Source organism: Bacteroides propionicigenes (assembly GCF_018390535.1).
GTDB lineage: Bacteria > Bacteroidota > Bacteroidia > Bacteroidales > Bacteroidaceae > Bacteroides > Bacteroides propionicigenes.
The window spans coordinates 1-17,441 of the sequence record NZ_JAHBBW010000013.1 but is presented as its reverse complement, the minus strand read 5'-3'; the positions used below and the strand labels follow the sequence as shown (position 1 = coordinate 17,441).

Below are 17,441 nucleotides of genomic sequence, written 5' to 3'. Positions count from 1 at the left end.
ACTTTAAAAGTTTTCAATTTTTAATGGCAGCATCCGTCCCCGCATTCATGGTCGCCGCATCCGCTGCCGCAGTCTCCGCAGTCGCATCCGCCACTGCATCCGCCGCCGCTCATCATGCGTGCCATTTCTGCCAATTCATCGTTGGTAGCCGGACGGTTTTCGGTGATTTCACCTACAAAGTTCAGGTCGCAACCTGCCAAGGGGTGATTCATATCCATTACTACTACATCATCTTTTACTTCTACCACGCTTCCGTTGATGCGCTGGCCTTCTGAGGTCATCAAAGGAATAACGGCACCTTCTACTACACGTTCGCTGTCAAACTGGCCTTCTATCTCGAAGATGTTTTTCGGGAGGTCGATAACGTGCTCGTCGTCATATTCGCCGTAGGCTTCTTCGGCTTTGATTGTAAAGTCGAACTTGTCACCTTTCTTCAAATCTTTCACTTGGTTCTCGAAAGATTCCAGTGTCAGGCCCAATCCGGAGATAAATTGGAACGGGTGCTCTGCGGGCGCCTCTTCTGTGAATTCTTTTTCTCCGTTTTCAATTGTGTACAACTTATATGCTAAGGTGATGTACTTGTTTTCTACTGTTTCCATTGATTTTGTTATTTCTTTATTAATAAATACTGTTTTTCAGTCTCGCGTAATTTTCGCTTAGTGCGCAAAGATACGGAATATTTTGTTTCGGGAAGGGAAGCGTTCCGGTAATTTTCAGATTATTAAATGCTTTGGAATTGATGAATATCTTCTTTAAAAAGTATCCGAATCGTTTTATTTGCAACTGATAAGTGATAAAATAAGATTTTAAAGCGCGGTTTCCTTACGATTATTCATGTTTATATCTTTTTTTTCTTCAATTTGTTTGGAGTTTATAAAAAAGCACTTACCTTTGCAGCATATTTATATGAAACAACAAATAAGAGAACAATAAAGATAATTTAGTTATGAATCTACATACATCTATTAACCTGGCAGTCCTGCATATTATTCGCGTCGTGGTGGTGGCATCAAGAGCGTGAGAAAGGTTGTGTATGTATTCGTACGGTAAAGATATTTATAATAAGCCTTTCTCATTACGGTGAGAAAGGCTTTTTTCATAAAAGGAGACAGATAAGATGAAACATCAGTTACGCAGTTCGTTCAGCACACAAGGCCGCCGTATGGCAGGTGCCCGCGCATTGTGGGTGGCAAACGGCATGAAGAAGGAGCAAATGGGCAAGCCCATAATTGCGATAGTCAATTCTTTTACCCAGTTTGTACCGGGGCATGTGCATCTGCATGAAATAGGCCAGTTTGTAAAGGAAGAGATAGAAAAGCAAGGCTGCTTTGCTGCCGAATTCAATACGATTGCCATTGACGACGGCATCGCGATGGGGCACGACGGTATGCTGTATTCATTGCCGTCACGCGATATCATAGCCGACAGCGTGGAATATATGGTGAATGCGCATAAGGCGGATGCCATGGTTTGCATCAGCAACTGCGACAAAATTACGCCGGGTATGCTTATGGCTGCGATGAGGCTGAACATTCCTACGGTATTTGTTTCCGGTGGTCCTATGGAAGCCGGAGAATGGAACGGACAGCACCTCGACCTGATTGATGCTATGATTAAGTCGGCCGATGAAAGCGTGAGCGATAGCGATGTTGCCAAGATAGAACAGCACGCTTGTCCTACTTGCGGATGTTGCTCGGGTATGTTTACCGCCAATTCCATGAACTGCCTGAACGAGGCTATCGGTCTGGCGTTGCCGGGTAACGGTACGATTGTGGCTACCCACGAGAATCGCAAGAAACTGTTTGAGGATGCCGCCAAGCTGATTGTTGAAAACGCTTATAAGTATTATGAAGAGGGAGACGAAAGCGTACTTCCCCGCAGCATTGCCACTCGTGAGGCTTTCCTGAATGCAATGACACTGGATATTGCAATGGGCGGTTCCACCAATACGGTGCTTCACTTGCTGGCGGTGGCGCATGAAGCCGGAGCGGATTTCACGATGGATGACATTGATATGCTGTCCCGTAAGACTCCTTGCTTGTGCAAAGTGGCTCCCAATACCCGGAAATATCATGTGCAGGATGTAAACCGTGCCGGCGGTATCGTTGCCATTATGGGCGAGCTTGCCAAAGGCGGCTTGGTGGATACGAATGTACGCCGTGTAGACGGGATGACACTGGCGGAGGAAATAGACCGGTATTGCATCACAAGCCCGAATATTTGTGAGAAAGCTATCAAGAAATATTCCAGTGCCGCTGCCGGAAAGTTCAATCTGGTACTCGGTTCGCAGGATACTTATTATAAGGAATTGGACACAGACCGTGCCGAAGGTTGTATCCGCGACCTGCAGCATGCTTATAGCAAGGACGGCGGACTGGCTGTTCTGAAAGGAAACATAGCACAGGACGGTTGTGTGGTCAAAACTGCCGGAGTGGACGAAAGTATATGGAAGTTTACCGGCCCTGCTAAAGTATTCGATTCGCAAGAAGCTGCCTGCGACGGTATTCTGGATGGAAAGGTTGTCAGCGGCGATGTTGTCGTCATCACCCACGAAGGTCCGAAAGGCGGTCCGGGTATGCAGGAAATGCTTTATCCCACTTCTTATATCAAATCCCGCCATTTAGGCAAGGAATGTGCGCTGATTACCGACGGACGCTTTAGCGGCGGTACTTCCGGACTGAGCATCGGGCATATCTCTCCCGAAGCCGCTGCGGGTGGCAATATCGGTAAGATTCAGGACGGTGACATCATCGAAATAGATATACCGAACCGCTCTATCAATGTGAAGCTGACGGACGGTGAACTGGCTGCCCGTCCCATGACGCCGGTAACCCGCGACCGCCAAGTGTCGAAAGCGTTGAAAGCGTATGCCGGCATGGTAAGTTCGGCAGATAAAGGAGCTGTAAGGCTGATAGATTAATTTAGAATTCCGTGCCCGGAAAACAATAATAAATAGATATGGAAAACTTAATAACAGGCGCAGAAGCATTGATGCGTTCTCTGGAACATCAGGGAGTAAAGACCATTTTCGGTTATCCGGGTGGCAGCATCATGCCGGTATTTGATGCCTTATACGACCACCGAGAGAATCTGAATCATATCCTCGTTCGCCATGAACAGGGAGCTACTCATGCTGCACAGGGCTTTGCACGTGTGTCGGGTAAGGTCGGCGTATGTCTGGTCACCAGCGGTCCGGGTGCAACAAACACCATTACAGGTATTGCCGATGCCATGATAGACAGTACACCGATAGTTGTCATTGCAGGGCAGGTTGCTACGGGATTTCTCGGAACGGACGCCTTTCAGGAAGTGGACTTGGTAGGCATTACACAACCTATCACGAAGTGGAGCTACCAGATTCGTCGTGCGGAAGACGTGGCATGGGCTGTCGCCCGCGCTTTCTACATCGCACAGAGCGGACGTCCCGGTCCGGTTGTACTGGACTTTGCCAAGAATGCCCAAGTGGATAGGACGGAGTATATTCCTACCCGGGTGGATTATGTGCGCAGCTATCTGCCCGTACCGGAAATGGAGCCGGAAGCCATACAACAGGCTGCCGATTTGATAAATGCTGCGGAACGTCCGTTGGTATTGGTGGGACAAGGTGTGGAGCTCGGCAATGCGCAAAACGAATTGCGTGCTTTCATCGAAAAGGCAGGTATGCCTGCCGGCTGCACTTTGCTGGGGCTTTCCGCATTGCCTACGGATCATCCCCTGAATAAAGGCATGCTGGGTATGCACGGCAATCTGGGCCCGAATATAAACACCAACAAATGCGATGTGCTGGTTGCGGTGGGTATGCGCTTTGACGACCGTGTCACTGGCAAAATATCCACTTATGCGCCGCAGGCAAAAGTAATCCATTTCGATATTGACCCTGCGGAGATAGACAAGAATGTAAAGACTGACGTGGCAGTATTGGGCGATTGCAAAGACACTCTTGCCGCAGTAACCGAATTACTGAACCCCGCCGAACATAAAGAGTGGCTGGAAAGTTTCCTGCCCTACGAACAGATGGAAGAGGAGAAGGTAATCCGTCCCGAACTGCATCCGGCAGGTGATGCTTTGAGCATGGGCGAAGTGGTGCGTGCCGTTAGTGAGGCCACGCATAACGAGGCTGTTTTGGTGACGGATGTAGGTCAGAACCAGATGATGTCTGCCCGCTACTTTAAATATAGCAAGGAGCGCAGTATTGTTACTTCCGGAGGTTTGGGTACAATGGGCTTTGGTCTTCCTGCCGCTATCGGCGCTACTTTCGGACGTCCCGACCGTACGGTTTGCGTCTTTATGGGTGACGGCGGTCTGCAGATGAACTTGCAGGAGCTGGGTACGATAATGGAACAGAAAGCTCCCGTTAAGATGATTTTGCTGAACAATAACTTTCTCGGTAATGTTCGTCAATGGCAAGCCATGTTCTTCAATCACCGTTATTCGTTCACTCCGATGATGAATCCTGACTACATGAAGATTGCTTCCGCCTACGAAATTCCGGCACGCCGTGTATTTACCCGCGAGGAATTGGCAGAAGCCATTGAAGAGATGATTGCGACAGACGGTCCGTTCCTGTTGGAAGCTTGCGTAGAGGAAGAGGGGAATGTAATGCCGATGACACCTCCGGGTGGCTCTGTGAACCAAATGTTGCTGGAGTGCTAATATAAATGATGAGAATGAAGAATTTTCGGGATGTTTCTCTTTTATTCTGCATTCTTCATTAAGGAGATATGTACAAAATGTAATTCTTCATTCTTAATTCTTCATTAATAAAGTTATGGACAAGACATTATATACAATTATCGTTCATTCGGAAAACTTTGCAGGTCTGCTGAATCAGGTAACGGCTGTATTTACCCGCCGTCAAATCAATATCGAGAGTTTGAACGTTTCGGCATCCTCTATCAAGGGGGTGCATAAATACACCATTACAGCTTGGACGGACAAAGACACTATTGAGAAGGTGACGAAGCAAATCACCAAAAAGATAGATGTATTGCAGGCGCACTATTTCACGGATGATGAAATCTATCAGCATGAGATTGCGCTTTACAAGATAACGACTCCCACGCTGGAGGAGAAGCCGGAAGTATCCAAAATCATCCGCAAGTACAATGCGCGTATCGTGGAGGTAAATTCCGTATTCTCCATTGTAGAGAAGAACGGCATGAGTGAGGAGATAACCAATCTTTATGAGGAACTGCGTGCTTTGGAGTGTGTACTCCAGTTTGTACGTTCCGGTCGTGTGGCTATCACAACGAGTTGCTTTGAACGCGTAAACGAGTATCTGGCGGATCGTGAAACAAAATATCGCCGGAGTAAAGAACAACAAGGACAATGAGTGAAAACAATAAAATAGGTACTTACAAGTTTGTAGCCGAACCGTTCCATGTGGACTTTACCGGCCGTCTTACAATGGGTGTGCTCGGCAACCATTTGCTGAACTGTGCAGGATTTCATGCAACAGAACGCGGTTTCGGTATTGCAACCTTGAATGAGGACAACTACACGTGGGTACTTTCCCGTCTTGCCATCGAGTTGGACGAGATGCCGTACCAATACGAGGATTTCTCTATCCAGACTTGGGTGGAGAATGTATACCGCCTCTTTACGGACCGTAACTTTGCCATCATCAACAAAGACGGAAAGAAAATAGGATATGCACGTTCCGTATGGGCTATGATTAGCCTTAATACCCGTAAGCCTGCCGATTTGCTGGCCTTGCACGGTGGCAGTATTGTGGACTATGTGTGCGACGAGCCTTGCCCCATTGAGAAGCCTTCGCGTATAAAAGTGACTTCTATGGAGCCGGCTTCTTCGCTGAATGCCAGATACAGCGATATTGATATTAACGGGCACGTAAACAGTATCCGTTATATCGAGCACATCCTTGATTTGTTTCCGATAGAACTATATAAGGAGAGCCGTATCCGTCGTTTTGAAATGGCATATGTAGCCGAGAGCTATTACGATGACGAGCTTACTTTTTATAAAGACTATGTAGGCAACGGTACGTATGATGTAGAAGTAAGAAAGAATGGCAGCGAAGTGGTTTGCCGTTCTAAAGTGATATTTGTAGAGAAATAATTTATTAATCAATTAGTTGGCATAAGCCACAAATAAAAATTAAAACAAAAAATGGCACAATTGAATTTTGGCGGTGTTATTGAAAATGTAATGACCCGCGAAGAGTTTCCTTTGGAAAAAGCACGTGAGATTTTAAAGGATGAGACAATCGCAGTTATCGGTTACGGTGTACAAGGTCCCGGCCAGGCTTGCAACCTGCGCGACAATGGCTTCAATGTGATTGTAGGCCAGCGTCAGGGCAAGACTTATGAAAAAGCCGTTGCAGACGGATGGGTTCCGGGTGAAACGCTGTTCAGCATTGAAGATGCTTGTCAGAAAGGTACTGTTATTATGTGCCTGTTGTCTGATGCAGCTGTAATGTCTGTATGGCCCACAATGAAACCTTATCTTACGGCCGGAAAGGCTCTTTACTTCTCTCATGGTTTCGCTATTACTTGGAGCGACCGTACCGGTGTAGTTCCTCCTAAAGATATTGATGTTATCATGGTTGCTCCCAAAGGCTCGGGTACGTCACTTCGTACAATGTTCCTCGAGGGCCGCGGCTTGAACTCTTCTTACGCCATCTATCAGGATGCTACTGGCAAGGCTTTGGACAGAACGCTTGCACTGGGTATCGGTATCGGTTCCGGCTATTTGTTCGAAACAACTTTCATCCGTGAAGCTACTTCCGACCTGACCGGTGAGCGCGGTTCTTTGATGGGTGCCATTCAAGGCTTGCTGTTGGCTCAGTACGAAGTTTTGCGTGAAAACGGTCATACTCCGTCAGAAGCGTTCAACGAAACTGTTGAAGAACTGACGCAGTCATTGATGCCGTTGTTTGCAAAGAACGGTATGGACTGGATGTATGCCAACTGTTCTACTACTGCTCAACGCGGCGCTTTGGACTGGATGGGCCCGTTCCACGATGCCATCAAGCCGGTTGTACAGAAATTGTATCAGAGTGTTAAGTCCGGCAACGAAGCTCAGATTTCTATTGACAGCAACTCTAAGCCTGACTATCGTGAGAAACTGAACGAAGAATTGAAAGCATTGCGCGAAAGCGAAATGTGGCAGACTGCCGTAACGGTTCGTAAGCTCCGTCCGGAAAACAACTGATTCTTGATATAAATCAGAGAATAATGAAAGAAAGGCTGTGTCAGAAGAACGTTGACACAGCCTTTCTTTCATTACTTTTCATTAATCTTTCTTATGTATTCAAGCAGTCTTTTATAGAATGCATGGTGGCTCAGTGTGGCTGCTTCTCCCAGTATCACCAATTTCATGCGTGCCCTTGTTATCGCCACGTTCATTCTGCGCAAATCGTTCAGAAAGCCGATTTGCCCTTCTTCATTGGCACGTACCAGACTGATAAAAATCACGTCCCGTTCCTGTCCTTGAAATCCGTCGACGGTATTGACTGTTATCAAGCTGCGGTAGGGGCGTAAAGAGGCGTTGTTTTTTATTTTTCCCCGTAAATATTGTACTTGCGCCTTGTAGGGCGAGATTAGTCCGAAGTCGATGCGTTCTTCAAGGATGCGTTCGCCACCTATTCGCTGAATGTACGCTTCCAACTCTTTTAGTAATAGATTGGCTTCCTCCTTGTTGATGCGTCCGAATGTTTCTCCGACAAACTCTTCCTTGAAATCCATATCGGAAGTATCAATCCATGTAACGGGAGTGTCCCAGTCCAATATGCCCCGATGGCGTATTTCGGGAGCTGCTTCCAACTCTCCGTTATAAAACCATTCCGAGGAAAAACGCATAATATCCTCATGCATTCGATATTGTACCTTTAATAAAGATACGGCAGACGGCTTGTTGGTTACAACCTTTTCCATTAAGGTCTGTTCCAATCCGCCACGTGCGGCTTCGTAGCATTTGATGGTGGGGGGTAATTGGCAGTGGTCGCCTGCCAACACTACCCGGTCTGCCTTGCGGATGGCTATCCAGCAGGCGGCTTCCAAGGCTTGGGCAGCTTCGTCGATGAACAGCGTGCCGAAGCGGCGTCCGTTCAGCAAGCGATGATTGCTACTGACAAGGGTTGAGGCTATGACATGGGCATTGTCGAACAGCTCGGCATTGATTTGCACTTCCAGTGCGGTGGCGCGGTCACGCAGGCGACTCATGCGGCTGCGTATTCCTTCGCGTTCATCATAATTGCCGCGGCGGGTCTTACCGCCCAGTTGCCGGAGTTCCTTACGAATGCTCCATAATTCGGGATAAAGCGGATGGTTTTCGAACCGGCGTTCGTAAGTGAATGACAGCATTTTATCATTTACCCGTGTGGGATTACCGATTCGCAGCACATTTACACCTCTGTCCACTAACTTCTCGGAAATCCAGTCGACTGCCATATTGCTTTGGGCGCACACCAATACTTGGGGCTCCCGGTGCAGAGTCTCGTAGATGGCTTCTACAAGCGTGGTTGTTTTGCCTGTTCCCGGAGGACCGTGTACGATGGATACGTCGCGGGCACACAACACTTTGTTGACGGCTGTCTCTTGGGTAGGGTTCAGCCATGGGAAACGTACCGGGTAGAGCTCACGAAAACCGGTTTTTACCGTTCCCAGCAGGATGTCCCGCAATTCGGCAAGCCGATTGCCTTTTGCGCGGAGTACATCTTCCAGCGCCTCAAACATCGTGCGGTAAGAGGTCTCATCGAAATAAAGCTGTACTCCGAGATTGTCGGCGGACTGCACATCCATGACAGCTCCCGTGCCGGGCATAACCACTACCATACGTGTCTCGTCGGCATAACTGACGGTGCCCGTAAAATTGAAGTAGGTGATTTTCCCGTCGGCAGACTGACGGAAGAAACAGACAGGACGTCCGAATTCGAAGTTATGTTCTATATCCGTATTTTCGATATGTGTAATTTCTATTACTAATTGATTCAGCGAATTATAGTAACTTCGACCCGGTGAGACGGGATACCAGCAGAGTCCTCGTTTTACTTTTCGGGCGACACCCATATTCTCTGTTTGCCGTTTGAACTCCTCTTTTTCGTATTCATACTCCATACGTAACAAGAGTTGCTGCCGTTGAAGGTGTATAATGGGAGATTGTATATTGTTATTTTCGCTCATTCTTATTATTGTGAGACTCTGCGTCTTTTGTGATGAATATTCTTTTGCAAAGGTAATAAATCTCAGCCTTTAGGGGAAAAAATGCTTTATTTTGTTAAACTTTTCCTTATTTTAATTTGTTTATTATATTAATTTGTAATCTTTACAATATTGAAAAAACTAAAACAAAAGTGGTTATGGTATATGATTTAACAATGCTCAAAGCGTTTTATGCACTTTATGAGGGTAAAATAGAGCGCATCCGGACTCTGTTGCAACGTCCGTTGACTTTAGCCGAGAAGATTTTGTATGCTCATTTGTACGATGAGAAGACTGTAAGGAACTACAAACGCGGTGAGGACTACGTAAATTTTCGCCCCGACCGTGTCGCCATGCAGGATGCAACCGCCCAGATGGCATTATTGCAGTTTATGAATGCAGGCCGCGATGAGGCGGCTGTCCCTTCGACGGTACACTGCGACCATTTGATTCAGGCTTATAAAGGAGCAAAAGAAGATATCGCCACCGCCACCAAGACGAACGAGGAAGTGTATGATTTCCTCCGCGACGTCTCTTCCCGTTACGGCATCGGTTTCTGGCAACCCGGAGCGGGTATCATTCATCAGGTTGTGTTGGAAAACTACGCATTTCCCGGCGGTATGATGGTAGGCACCGATTCTCATACTCCGAATGCCGGTGGTCTGGGAATGGTGGCTATCGGTGTAGGTGGCGCCGATGCGGTGGATGTAATGACCGGTATGGAGTGGGAGCTGAAGATGCCCCGTCTGATTGGTGTGCGTCTCACCGGAAAGCTGAACGGCTGGGCGGCTCCTAAGGACGTTATCTTGAAGTTGGCGGGAATCCTGACGGTGAAGGGCGGAACGAATGCCATTATTGAGTACTTCGGACCGGGTACGGCTTCGCTTTCGGCTACCGGGAAAGCAACGATTTGCAATATGGGTGCGGAGGTAGGAGCCACAACTTCTCTTTTCCCTTATGACGAGCGTATGGCTACTTACCTGAAAGCTACCGGACGCGAGGAAGTGGCGGATATGGCTACCGCCGTTGCCGCGGAACTGCGTGCCGATGATGAAGTGGCTGCCAATCCGGAACAATACTACGACCGCATTATTGACATAGACCTTTCCACATTGGAGCCTTACATCAACGGCCCGTTTACACCGGATGCCGCTACACCCATTTCGGAATTCTCCGAGAAGGTCTTGAAGAACGGTTATCCCCGCAAAATGGAAGTGGGGCTGATTGGTTCTTGCACCAATTCATCCTATCAGGACTTAAGCCGTGCCGTATCTTTGGCACGTCAGGTGACGGATAAACATCTGTATGTGGCAGCTCCTTTGATTGTCAATCCGGGTTCGGAGCGCATACGCGCCACAGCGGAACGTGACGGCATGATTGACGCTTTTGAGAAAATAGGCGCCACGATTATGGCAAATGCCTGCGGTCCTTGTATCGGACAGTGGAAACGTGTGACGGATGACCCCACCCGCAAGAACTCCATCGTGACTTCTTTCAACCGGAATTTTGCCAAGCGTGCGGATGGCAATCCGAACACATATGCGTTTGTTGCCTCTCCCGAACTGACAATGGCGTTGACCATTGCCGGGGATTTGTGCTTTAATCCGCTGAAAGACACATTGGTCAATGCCAACGGCGAAAGAGTAAAACTCTCCGAACCCGTAGGCGAGGAACTGCCGCCTAAGGGATTTACCGCAGGCAGCGAGGGTTATACCGCACCTTCCAAGATAAAGACGGATATTGTGGTAGCTCCCCAATCGCAACGACTGCAACTTCTTACCCCGTTCCCTGCATGGGACGGAACAGACTTGCTGAATATGCCTTTGTTGATTAAGACACAGGGCAAGTGTACTACCGACCATATCTCGATGGCAGGACCGTGGCTCCGTTTCCGCGGACATTTGGAGAATATCTCCGACAATATGCTGATGGGTGCTGTCAATGCCTTTAACGGAGAAACGAACAAAGTATGGAACCGTTCCACCAATACGTACGGAACGGTTTCCGGTACGGCAAAGCTGTATAAATCCGAGGGAATCGCTTCCATTGTCGTTGCCGAAGAAAACTACGGTGAGGGCTCCAGCCGCGAACACGCCGCTATGGAACCGCGTTTCCTGAATGTACGTGTCATATTGGCAAAGAGTTTCGCGCGTATCCACGAGACAAATCTGAAGAAACAAGGTATGTTGGCGCTGACCTTTATAGACAAGGCGGATTATGATAAGATTCAGGAGCACGATTTGCTTTCTGTGACGGGCTTGAAGGATTTTGCTCCGGGGCACAACCTGAAAGTAGTACTTCACCACGAAGACGGCAGCAAAGAGAGTTTTGAAGTACAACATACGTATAATGAACAGCAGATAGGCTGGTTCCGTGCCGGTTCTGCATTAAATGCACGATAGAATATGGAAAAGATTATTGTACCTTTTATTACAGGCGACGGAGTGGGTGCGGAGATAACCCCGTCCATGCAGGCTGTTGTGAATGCAGCCTTGAAAAAAGCCTACGGAGACAGCCGGAGTATAGAATGGAAAGAAGTGCTGGCGGGTGAGCGGGCATTTAATGAAACGGGTTCTTGGCTGCCGGAAGAGACGATGGAAGCGTTCCGGACTTACAAGGTAGGCATCAAAGGACCGTTGACTACACCTATCGGCGGCGGCATCCGCTCGCTGAACGTGGCATTGCGCCAAACACTCGATTTGTACGTCTGCCTGCGCCCTGTGCGCTGGTATAAAGGCGTAGTCTCTCCGGTGAAAGAGCCGCAGAAGGTAAATATGTGCGTATTTCGTGAGAATACGGAAGATATTTATGTAGGTATCGAGTGGGAAGCCGGAACGCCGGAAGCCGAGAAGTTCTACCGTTTCCTGCATGATGAAATGGGGGTGACTAAAGTGCGCTTTCCCCAGACCTCTTCCTTTGGGGTAAAGCCTGTGTCTAAAGAAGGAACGGAGCGGTTGGTGCGCGCAGCTTGTCTGTATGCGCTCGAAAACCATTTTCCTTCCGTAACGTTGGTGCACAAAGGCAATATCATGAAGTTCACCGAAGGCGGTTTCAAGAAATGGGGCTATGAGTTGGCCGAACGTGAGTTTGGCAGGGAGATAGCCGACGGACGTCTTGCCATCAAAGACTGCATTGCCGATGCCTTTTTGCAGAATACGTTGCTCATCCCCGAAGAATACTCGGTCATTGCCACGCTGAACCTGAACGGTGATTACGTTTCCGACCAGCTGGCTGCCATGGTGGGCGGCATCGGTATCGCTCCGGGCGCCAACATCAACTACCAGACGGGGCATGCCATTTTTGAGGCTACTCACGGCACGGCTCCCAACATTGCAGGAAAAGATATTGTAAATCCATGTTCCATCATCCTTTCCGCGGTGATGATGCTCGAACATCTGGGTTGGAAAGAAGCGGCTGCACTGATAGAGAAAGCATTGGAGGATAGCTTTACGGAAGGTCGTGCCACCGCCGATTTGGCCCGTTTTATGCCGGACGGTGTCTCGTTGTCCACATCGGCTTTTACAAGGGAGATTGTGGAAAGAATAGAAAAATAAAAATAACGAATAAAACGAAATGATTATGAAGAAGGAATATTTGATTTACAAGCTGTCTGAAGACCTGAAAGAAGCGACCCGGATTGAGAACGAATTGTTCAAGAAGTTTGATGTGAAGCGCGGCTTGCGCAACGAGGACGGGACGGGTGTGCTGGTCGGATTGACCAAGATTGGTAATGTAGTAGGCTACGAACGTATTCCGGGCGGAGGATTGAAACCCATTCCGGGTAAGTTGTTCTACCGCGGTTATGACCTTGAAGATTTGGCGCACGCCATTCTTAAAGAAAAGCGTTTCGGTTTTGAGGAAGTGGCCTATCTGTTGCTTTCCGGCCGCCTGCCCGACAAGGAGGAACTGGTGTCCTTTCGCGAACTGATAAACGACAATATGCCGCTGGAACAGAAAACGAAGATGAACATCATTGAGCTTGAGGGAAATAACATTATGAACATTCTGGCACGCAGCGTACTCGAAATGTACCGTTTCGACCCGAATGCCGATGATACTTCCCGCGATAACCTGATGCGCCAAAGCATTGAACTGATTTCAAAGTTCCCTACTATCATAGCTTACGCCTTCAATATGCTTCGCCATGCCACTCATGGCCGTTCATTGCACATCCGTCATCCGCAGGAGAATCTCTCCATTGCCGAAAACTTCCTGTATATGCTGAAAAAGGATTACACGGAACTGGATGCGCGCACTCTCGACCTCTTGCTGGTGCTGCAGGCAGAGCATGGCGGCGGTAACAACTCTACGTTCACTGTACGTGTAACTTCTTCTACGGGGACGGATACTTACTCCTCTATTGCTGCGGGTATCGGTTCGTTGAAAGGTCCGCTTCATGGCGGCGCCAATATTCAGGTCACCGATATGTTCCACCATCTGCAGGAGAACATCCGGGATTGGACGAATGTGGATGAGATTGACACTTACTTTACCCGTATGCTGAACAAGGAGGTTTACAACAAGACAGGACTGATATATGGTATCGGCCATGCCGTTTACACAATTTCCGACCCGCGTGCCATACTGTTGAAGGAACTTGCCCGCGACCTTGCCCGCGAGAAAGGCAAAGAACGTGAGTTTGCATTCCTTGAATTGCTTGAAGAACGTGCTATCGAGGTCTTTGGACGTGTGAAGAACAACGGAAAGACCGTTTCGAGCAATGTTGATTTCTATTCCGGTTTTGTATACGAGATGATTGGTTTGCCGCAGGAAATCTTTACTCCGCTTTTTGCCATGGCGCGTATCGTAGGCTGGTGTGCACACCGCAATGAGGAACTGAACTTTGAAGGTAAACGTATCATCCGTCCGGCATACAAGAATGTGCTGGAGGAAGTGGCATATATTCCTATCAAGAAACGTTAGAATCCATTTGACAGACATAGGCATCGGATTGCCGGATTGTATGAGGTATCACTGAGACGATTAAGAGGTCGGACAGCGATACCTTATTCGTTCCACCGTGGGGTACTTTCCGTTCCACCACGGTGGAACGAAACTTTCTCCACGGTGGAACGGAAAGTACCCCATGGCGGAACGAATAAACTTTAGCATCCTCAGATTTACGTCTTCTCTCTTGTTGTTTTTAATTCTTACAGGAAAACGGTTTGATTCTCATGAGTTTTCTTTATATTTGCCACACTTAAATTAAAGAGTATGAGCGAAGAAGGATTTCATATATTCTTGGGAGTGATGAGTGCGACTGCACTTTTTGTGTTCATTGCACTTTATTTTATCAAAGCGGGGTACGGAATGTTCCGTACGGCGTCATGGGGATATTCCATTAACAACAAGCTGGCATGGGTGCTGATGGAAGCGCCGGTGTTCATCGTTATGTTCTGGCTGTGGGGCAGGAGCGGGGTGGGGTTTGCTGTGCCGGTATATCTTTTCTTCCTGTTATTCCAGCTGCATTATCTCCAGCGTTCGTTTGTTTTTCCTTTTTTGCTGAAAGGGAAGAGCCGGATGCCGATAGCGATTATGGCTATGGGGATTGTGTTCAACGCCCTGAATGGAATGATGCAGGCAGGCGGTTTGTTCTATTTTGCTTCCGAAGGACTGTATGCCGACGGCTGGGCTTATTGGCTGAAGCCGAATGCGTTGCCGGGAGCCTTGCTGTTTTTTGCGGGTATGTTCATCAATCTCCATTCCGATTATGTGATACGGCATCTGCGCAAGCCGGGCGACACGAAGCATTATCTTCCGGCAAAGGGCTTTTACCGCTATGTCACTTCCGCCAACTATTTCGGTGAATTAGTGGAATGGACGGGGTTTGCCATACTTACCGCTTCACCCGCTGCATGGGTGTTTGTCTGGTGGACTTTTGCCAATCTTGTTCCTCGTGCCGATGCCATCTACCGTCACTATCGGGAAGAATTCGGTGATGAGGCGGTGGGAAAACGCAAACGCATCATACCTTATATCTATTGAACAGTTGATTGTTGAAAATTGATAAATCATAAATCATCACATGGAATCAAAATTATTCACACCGGTCACTTTCGGACCGCTGACTTTACGCAACCGTACCATCCGTTCGGCCGCTTTTGAGAGTATGTGTCCGGGCAATGCGCCTTCGGATATGTTGCTCGACTATCATCGCTCGGTTGCAGCGGGCGGTATCGGTATGACTACCGTGGCTTATGCCGCCGTTACCCGGAGCGGCCTTTCTTTTGACCGCCAGTTGTGGATGCGTCCTGAAATCATTCCGGGACTTCGCAAGCTGACTAATGCGATACACTCGGAGGGCGCCGCTGCCGGCATTCAATTGGGGCATTGCGGAAATATGTCGCATAAGAGTATTTGCGGGTGTACTCCTGTCGGTGCAAGCAGTGGCTTTAACCTGTATTCGCCCACTTTTGTACGCGGACTGCGTGCCGATGAACTTCCGGAGATGGCACGTGCCTACGGGCGTTCGGTAAATCTGGCGCGTGAGGCGGGGTTTGATGCTGTGGAAATCCATGCAGGGCATGGTTATCTCATCAGCCAGTTCCTTTCACCCTCTACCAATCATCGAAAAGATGAATTCGGCGGTTCGTTGCAGAACCGTATGCGTTTTATGGATATGGTAATGGAGGAGGTGATGAAAGCTGCCGGTAACGATATGGCGGTGCTTGTGAAAATGAATATGCGTGACGGATTCCGGGGAGGCATGGAGATGGATGAAACGATGCAGGTGGCCAAGCGCCTCGAACGGTCGGGAGCGCACGGGCTGGTGCTGAGTGGTGGGTTTGTAAGCAAGGCTCCTATGTATGTGATGCGTGGGGAAATGCCGATTAGCAGCATGACGCATTACATGACGTGCTGGTGGTTGAAGTATGGAGTGCGCATGGTAGGCAAGTGGATGATACCTGCTGTGCCGTTCAAAGAAGCTTATTTTCTGGAAGATGCCTTGAAGTTCCGTGCGGAGTTGAAGATGCCGTTGATATACGTGGGCGGACTGGTGTCGCGTTCCAAAATAGACGAAGTATTGGACGATGGTTTTGATGCCGTGCAAATGGCGCGTGCGCTACTCAATGAACCGGGGTTTGTGAACCGTATGCGTGAAGAAGAGAATGCACGCTGCAATTGTCGGCACAGCAACTACTGTATAGCCCGGATGTATTCTGTTGAAATGGCTTGTCATCAGCATTTGAGTGAGGAGCTTCCGGCTTGCCTGAAGCGGGAGATTGAGAGAATAGAAGCGAAAGGGTGATTGCTGTCTCCTTGGATTTTGTAATTTATAATTTGTAATAGATAAACGTGAAACTTGCTATTATAACCGGTGCCGACGGCGGTATGGGAACGGAAATAACACGCGCTGTGGCTGAGGCCGGATATAAGATTATTATGGCTTGCTACCGTCCGGAAAAGGCGGAGAAAGTGAGGGAGATGTTGGTGCGCGATACTGGTAATCCGCATCTTGAGGTATTGGGCGTGGACTTGTCTTCGCTGGCGTCTGTGTCGGCTTTTGCCGAAACTGTTTTGAAGCGTGGCGATACTGTCAGTCTGCTGATGAATAATGCGGGGACAATGGAGACGGACCGCTTTATTACGGAGGATGGTTTGGAACGTACGGTAAGCGTTAATTATGTTGCTCCTTATTTGTTGACGCGCAAACTTCTTCCTCTGATGGGAGAGGGAAGCCGTATTGTTAATATGGTGTCTTGTACCTATGCTGTCGGGCATCTCGATTTTCCTGATTTCTTTCTTCGGGGAAGGAAAGGCAACTTTTGGCGTATTCCTGTTTACAGTAATACGAAACTGGCGTTGACTTTGTTTACTCTTAATCTGGCTGACCGTCTTAAAGAAAAAGGAATTGTGGTCAATGCAGCCGATCCGGGCATTGTTTCCACCAATATCATAACGATGCATATGTGGTTTGACCCGTTGACGGATATTCTTTTCCGTCCTTTCATCCGTACTCCCAAGAAAGGGGCTGAAACGGCTGTTCATCTACTGCTGAATGAAGATGCGGGGAAACGTACGGGTACTCTGAACGTGAGTTGCCGTCAGAAGAAGCTTTCCGGAAAGTTTACCAACCATGTGCAGATGCAGGAACTGTGGGATAGGACGGAGAGGATTGTGGAGAAGTGGTTATAAAACAAAAGGAGAGGTGTGCCAAAATGGCACACCCTTTTTTCGGACACAACTTTTGTGATTAGGAAAAATAGTTGATTGATAACGAGTTAGTAAATGACACAAGTACGGATTTATCCGTATAAACATTATTTCGCTAAGGAAACT

13 protein-coding genes are annotated in these 17,441 nt (G+C 48.2%); 11 read left to right on the top strand and 2 right to left on the bottom strand.

Annotated elements, in window-relative coordinates; genetic code table 11:
- Positions 1 to 20 precede the first annotated feature (20 nt).
- Complete coding sequence (locus tag KG118_RS14325) at positions 21 to 599, bottom strand: FKBP-type peptidyl-prolyl cis-trans isomerase (RefSeq protein ID WP_117710827.1); 579 nt, start codon at positions 597 to 599, stop codon at positions 21 to 23.
- A 518-nt stretch (positions 600 to 1,117) separates the two neighbouring features.
- On the opposite strand from KG118_RS14325, the gene ilvD reads away from it, so the two are divergent.
- The 5 genes from ilvD to ilvC all read left to right on the top strand — a co-directional run bounded on the left by ilvD (position 1,118) and on the right by ilvC (position 7,173).
- Entirely contained in the window at positions 1,118 to 2,920 is a 1,803-nt protein-coding gene (gene ilvD / locus KG118_RS14320) for a dihydroxy-acid dehydratase (RefSeq protein WP_117710826.1), read from the top strand.
- Between the two features lie 38 nt (positions 2,921 to 2,958).
- Positions 2,959 to 4,653 (top strand): biosynthetic-type acetolactate synthase large subunit, encoded by a 1,695-nt coding sequence (gene ilvB / locus KG118_RS14315; RefSeq protein ID WP_117710825.1) that lies wholly within the window; start codon positions 2,959 to 2,961, stop codon positions 4,651 to 4,653.
- A gap of 115 nt (positions 4,654 to 4,768) precedes the next feature.
- Positions 4,769 to 5,332 (top strand): acetolactate synthase small subunit, encoded by a 564-nt coding sequence (ilvN, locus tag KG118_RS14310; RefSeq protein WP_117710824.1) that lies wholly within the window; start codon positions 4,769 to 4,771, stop codon positions 5,330 to 5,332.
- Entirely contained in the window at positions 5,329 to 6,078 is a 750-nt protein-coding gene (locus KG118_RS14305; protein ID WP_117710823.1) for an acyl-[acyl-carrier-protein] thioesterase, read from the top strand. Before ilvN ends, KG118_RS14305 begins: the two co-directional genes overlap by 4 nt.
- Before the next feature lie 51 nt (positions 6,079 to 6,129).
- Positions 6,130 to 7,173: a ketol-acid reductoisomerase gene (gene ilvC / locus KG118_RS14300; RefSeq protein WP_117710822.1), complete on the top strand. Its 1,044-nt coding sequence runs from the start codon at positions 6,130 to 6,132 to the stop codon at positions 7,171 to 7,173.
- Between the two features lie 71 nt (positions 7,174 to 7,244).
- Here the strand turns inward: ilvC and KG118_RS14295 are convergent, their stop codons facing one another.
- On the bottom strand, positions 7,245 to 9,143 hold the full coding sequence (locus KG118_RS14295) for an AAA domain-containing protein (protein WP_117710821.1): 1,899 nt from the start codon (positions 9,141 to 9,143) through the stop codon (positions 7,245 to 7,247).
- 176 nt (positions 9,144 to 9,319) lie between these two features.
- Here KG118_RS14295 and KG118_RS14290 point away from each other — a divergent pair, with 176 nt between their 5' ends.
- From KG118_RS14290 to KG118_RS14265, 6 genes are all read left to right on the top strand, one after another.
- A complete protein-coding gene (locus KG118_RS14290; protein ID WP_117710820.1) occupies positions 9,320 to 11,563 on the top strand; it encodes an aconitate hydratase in 2,244 nt (747 codons plus the stop codon).
- 3 nt (positions 11,564 to 11,566) lie between these two features.
- Positions 11,567 to 12,715, top strand: coding sequence for an NADP-dependent isocitrate dehydrogenase (gene icd / locus KG118_RS14285; protein WP_117710819.1), 1,149 nt, complete (start codon positions 11,567 to 11,569; stop codon positions 12,713 to 12,715).
- Positions 12,716 to 12,740: 25 nt separating this feature from the next.
- Positions 12,741 to 14,084, top strand: coding sequence for a citrate/2-methylcitrate synthase (locus KG118_RS14280; protein ID WP_117710965.1), 1,344 nt, complete (start codon positions 12,741 to 12,743; stop codon positions 14,082 to 14,084).
- Between the two features lie 291 nt (positions 14,085 to 14,375).
- Positions 14,376 to 15,146, top strand: coding sequence for a DUF1295 domain-containing protein (locus tag KG118_RS14275; RefSeq protein ID WP_117710818.1), 771 nt, complete (start codon positions 14,376 to 14,378; stop codon positions 15,144 to 15,146).
- Between the two features lie 40 nt (positions 15,147 to 15,186).
- Positions 15,187 to 16,410 (top strand): NADH:flavin oxidoreductase, encoded by a 1,224-nt coding sequence (locus KG118_RS14270; RefSeq protein WP_117710817.1) that lies wholly within the window; start codon positions 15,187 to 15,189, stop codon positions 16,408 to 16,410.
- 47 nt (positions 16,411 to 16,457) lie between these two features.
- Positions 16,458 to 17,297 (top strand): SDR family oxidoreductase, encoded by an 840-nt coding sequence (locus tag KG118_RS14265; RefSeq protein ID WP_117710816.1) that lies wholly within the window; start codon positions 16,458 to 16,460, stop codon positions 17,295 to 17,297.
- The last annotated feature ends 144 nt before the right edge of the window (positions 17,298 to 17,441 follow it).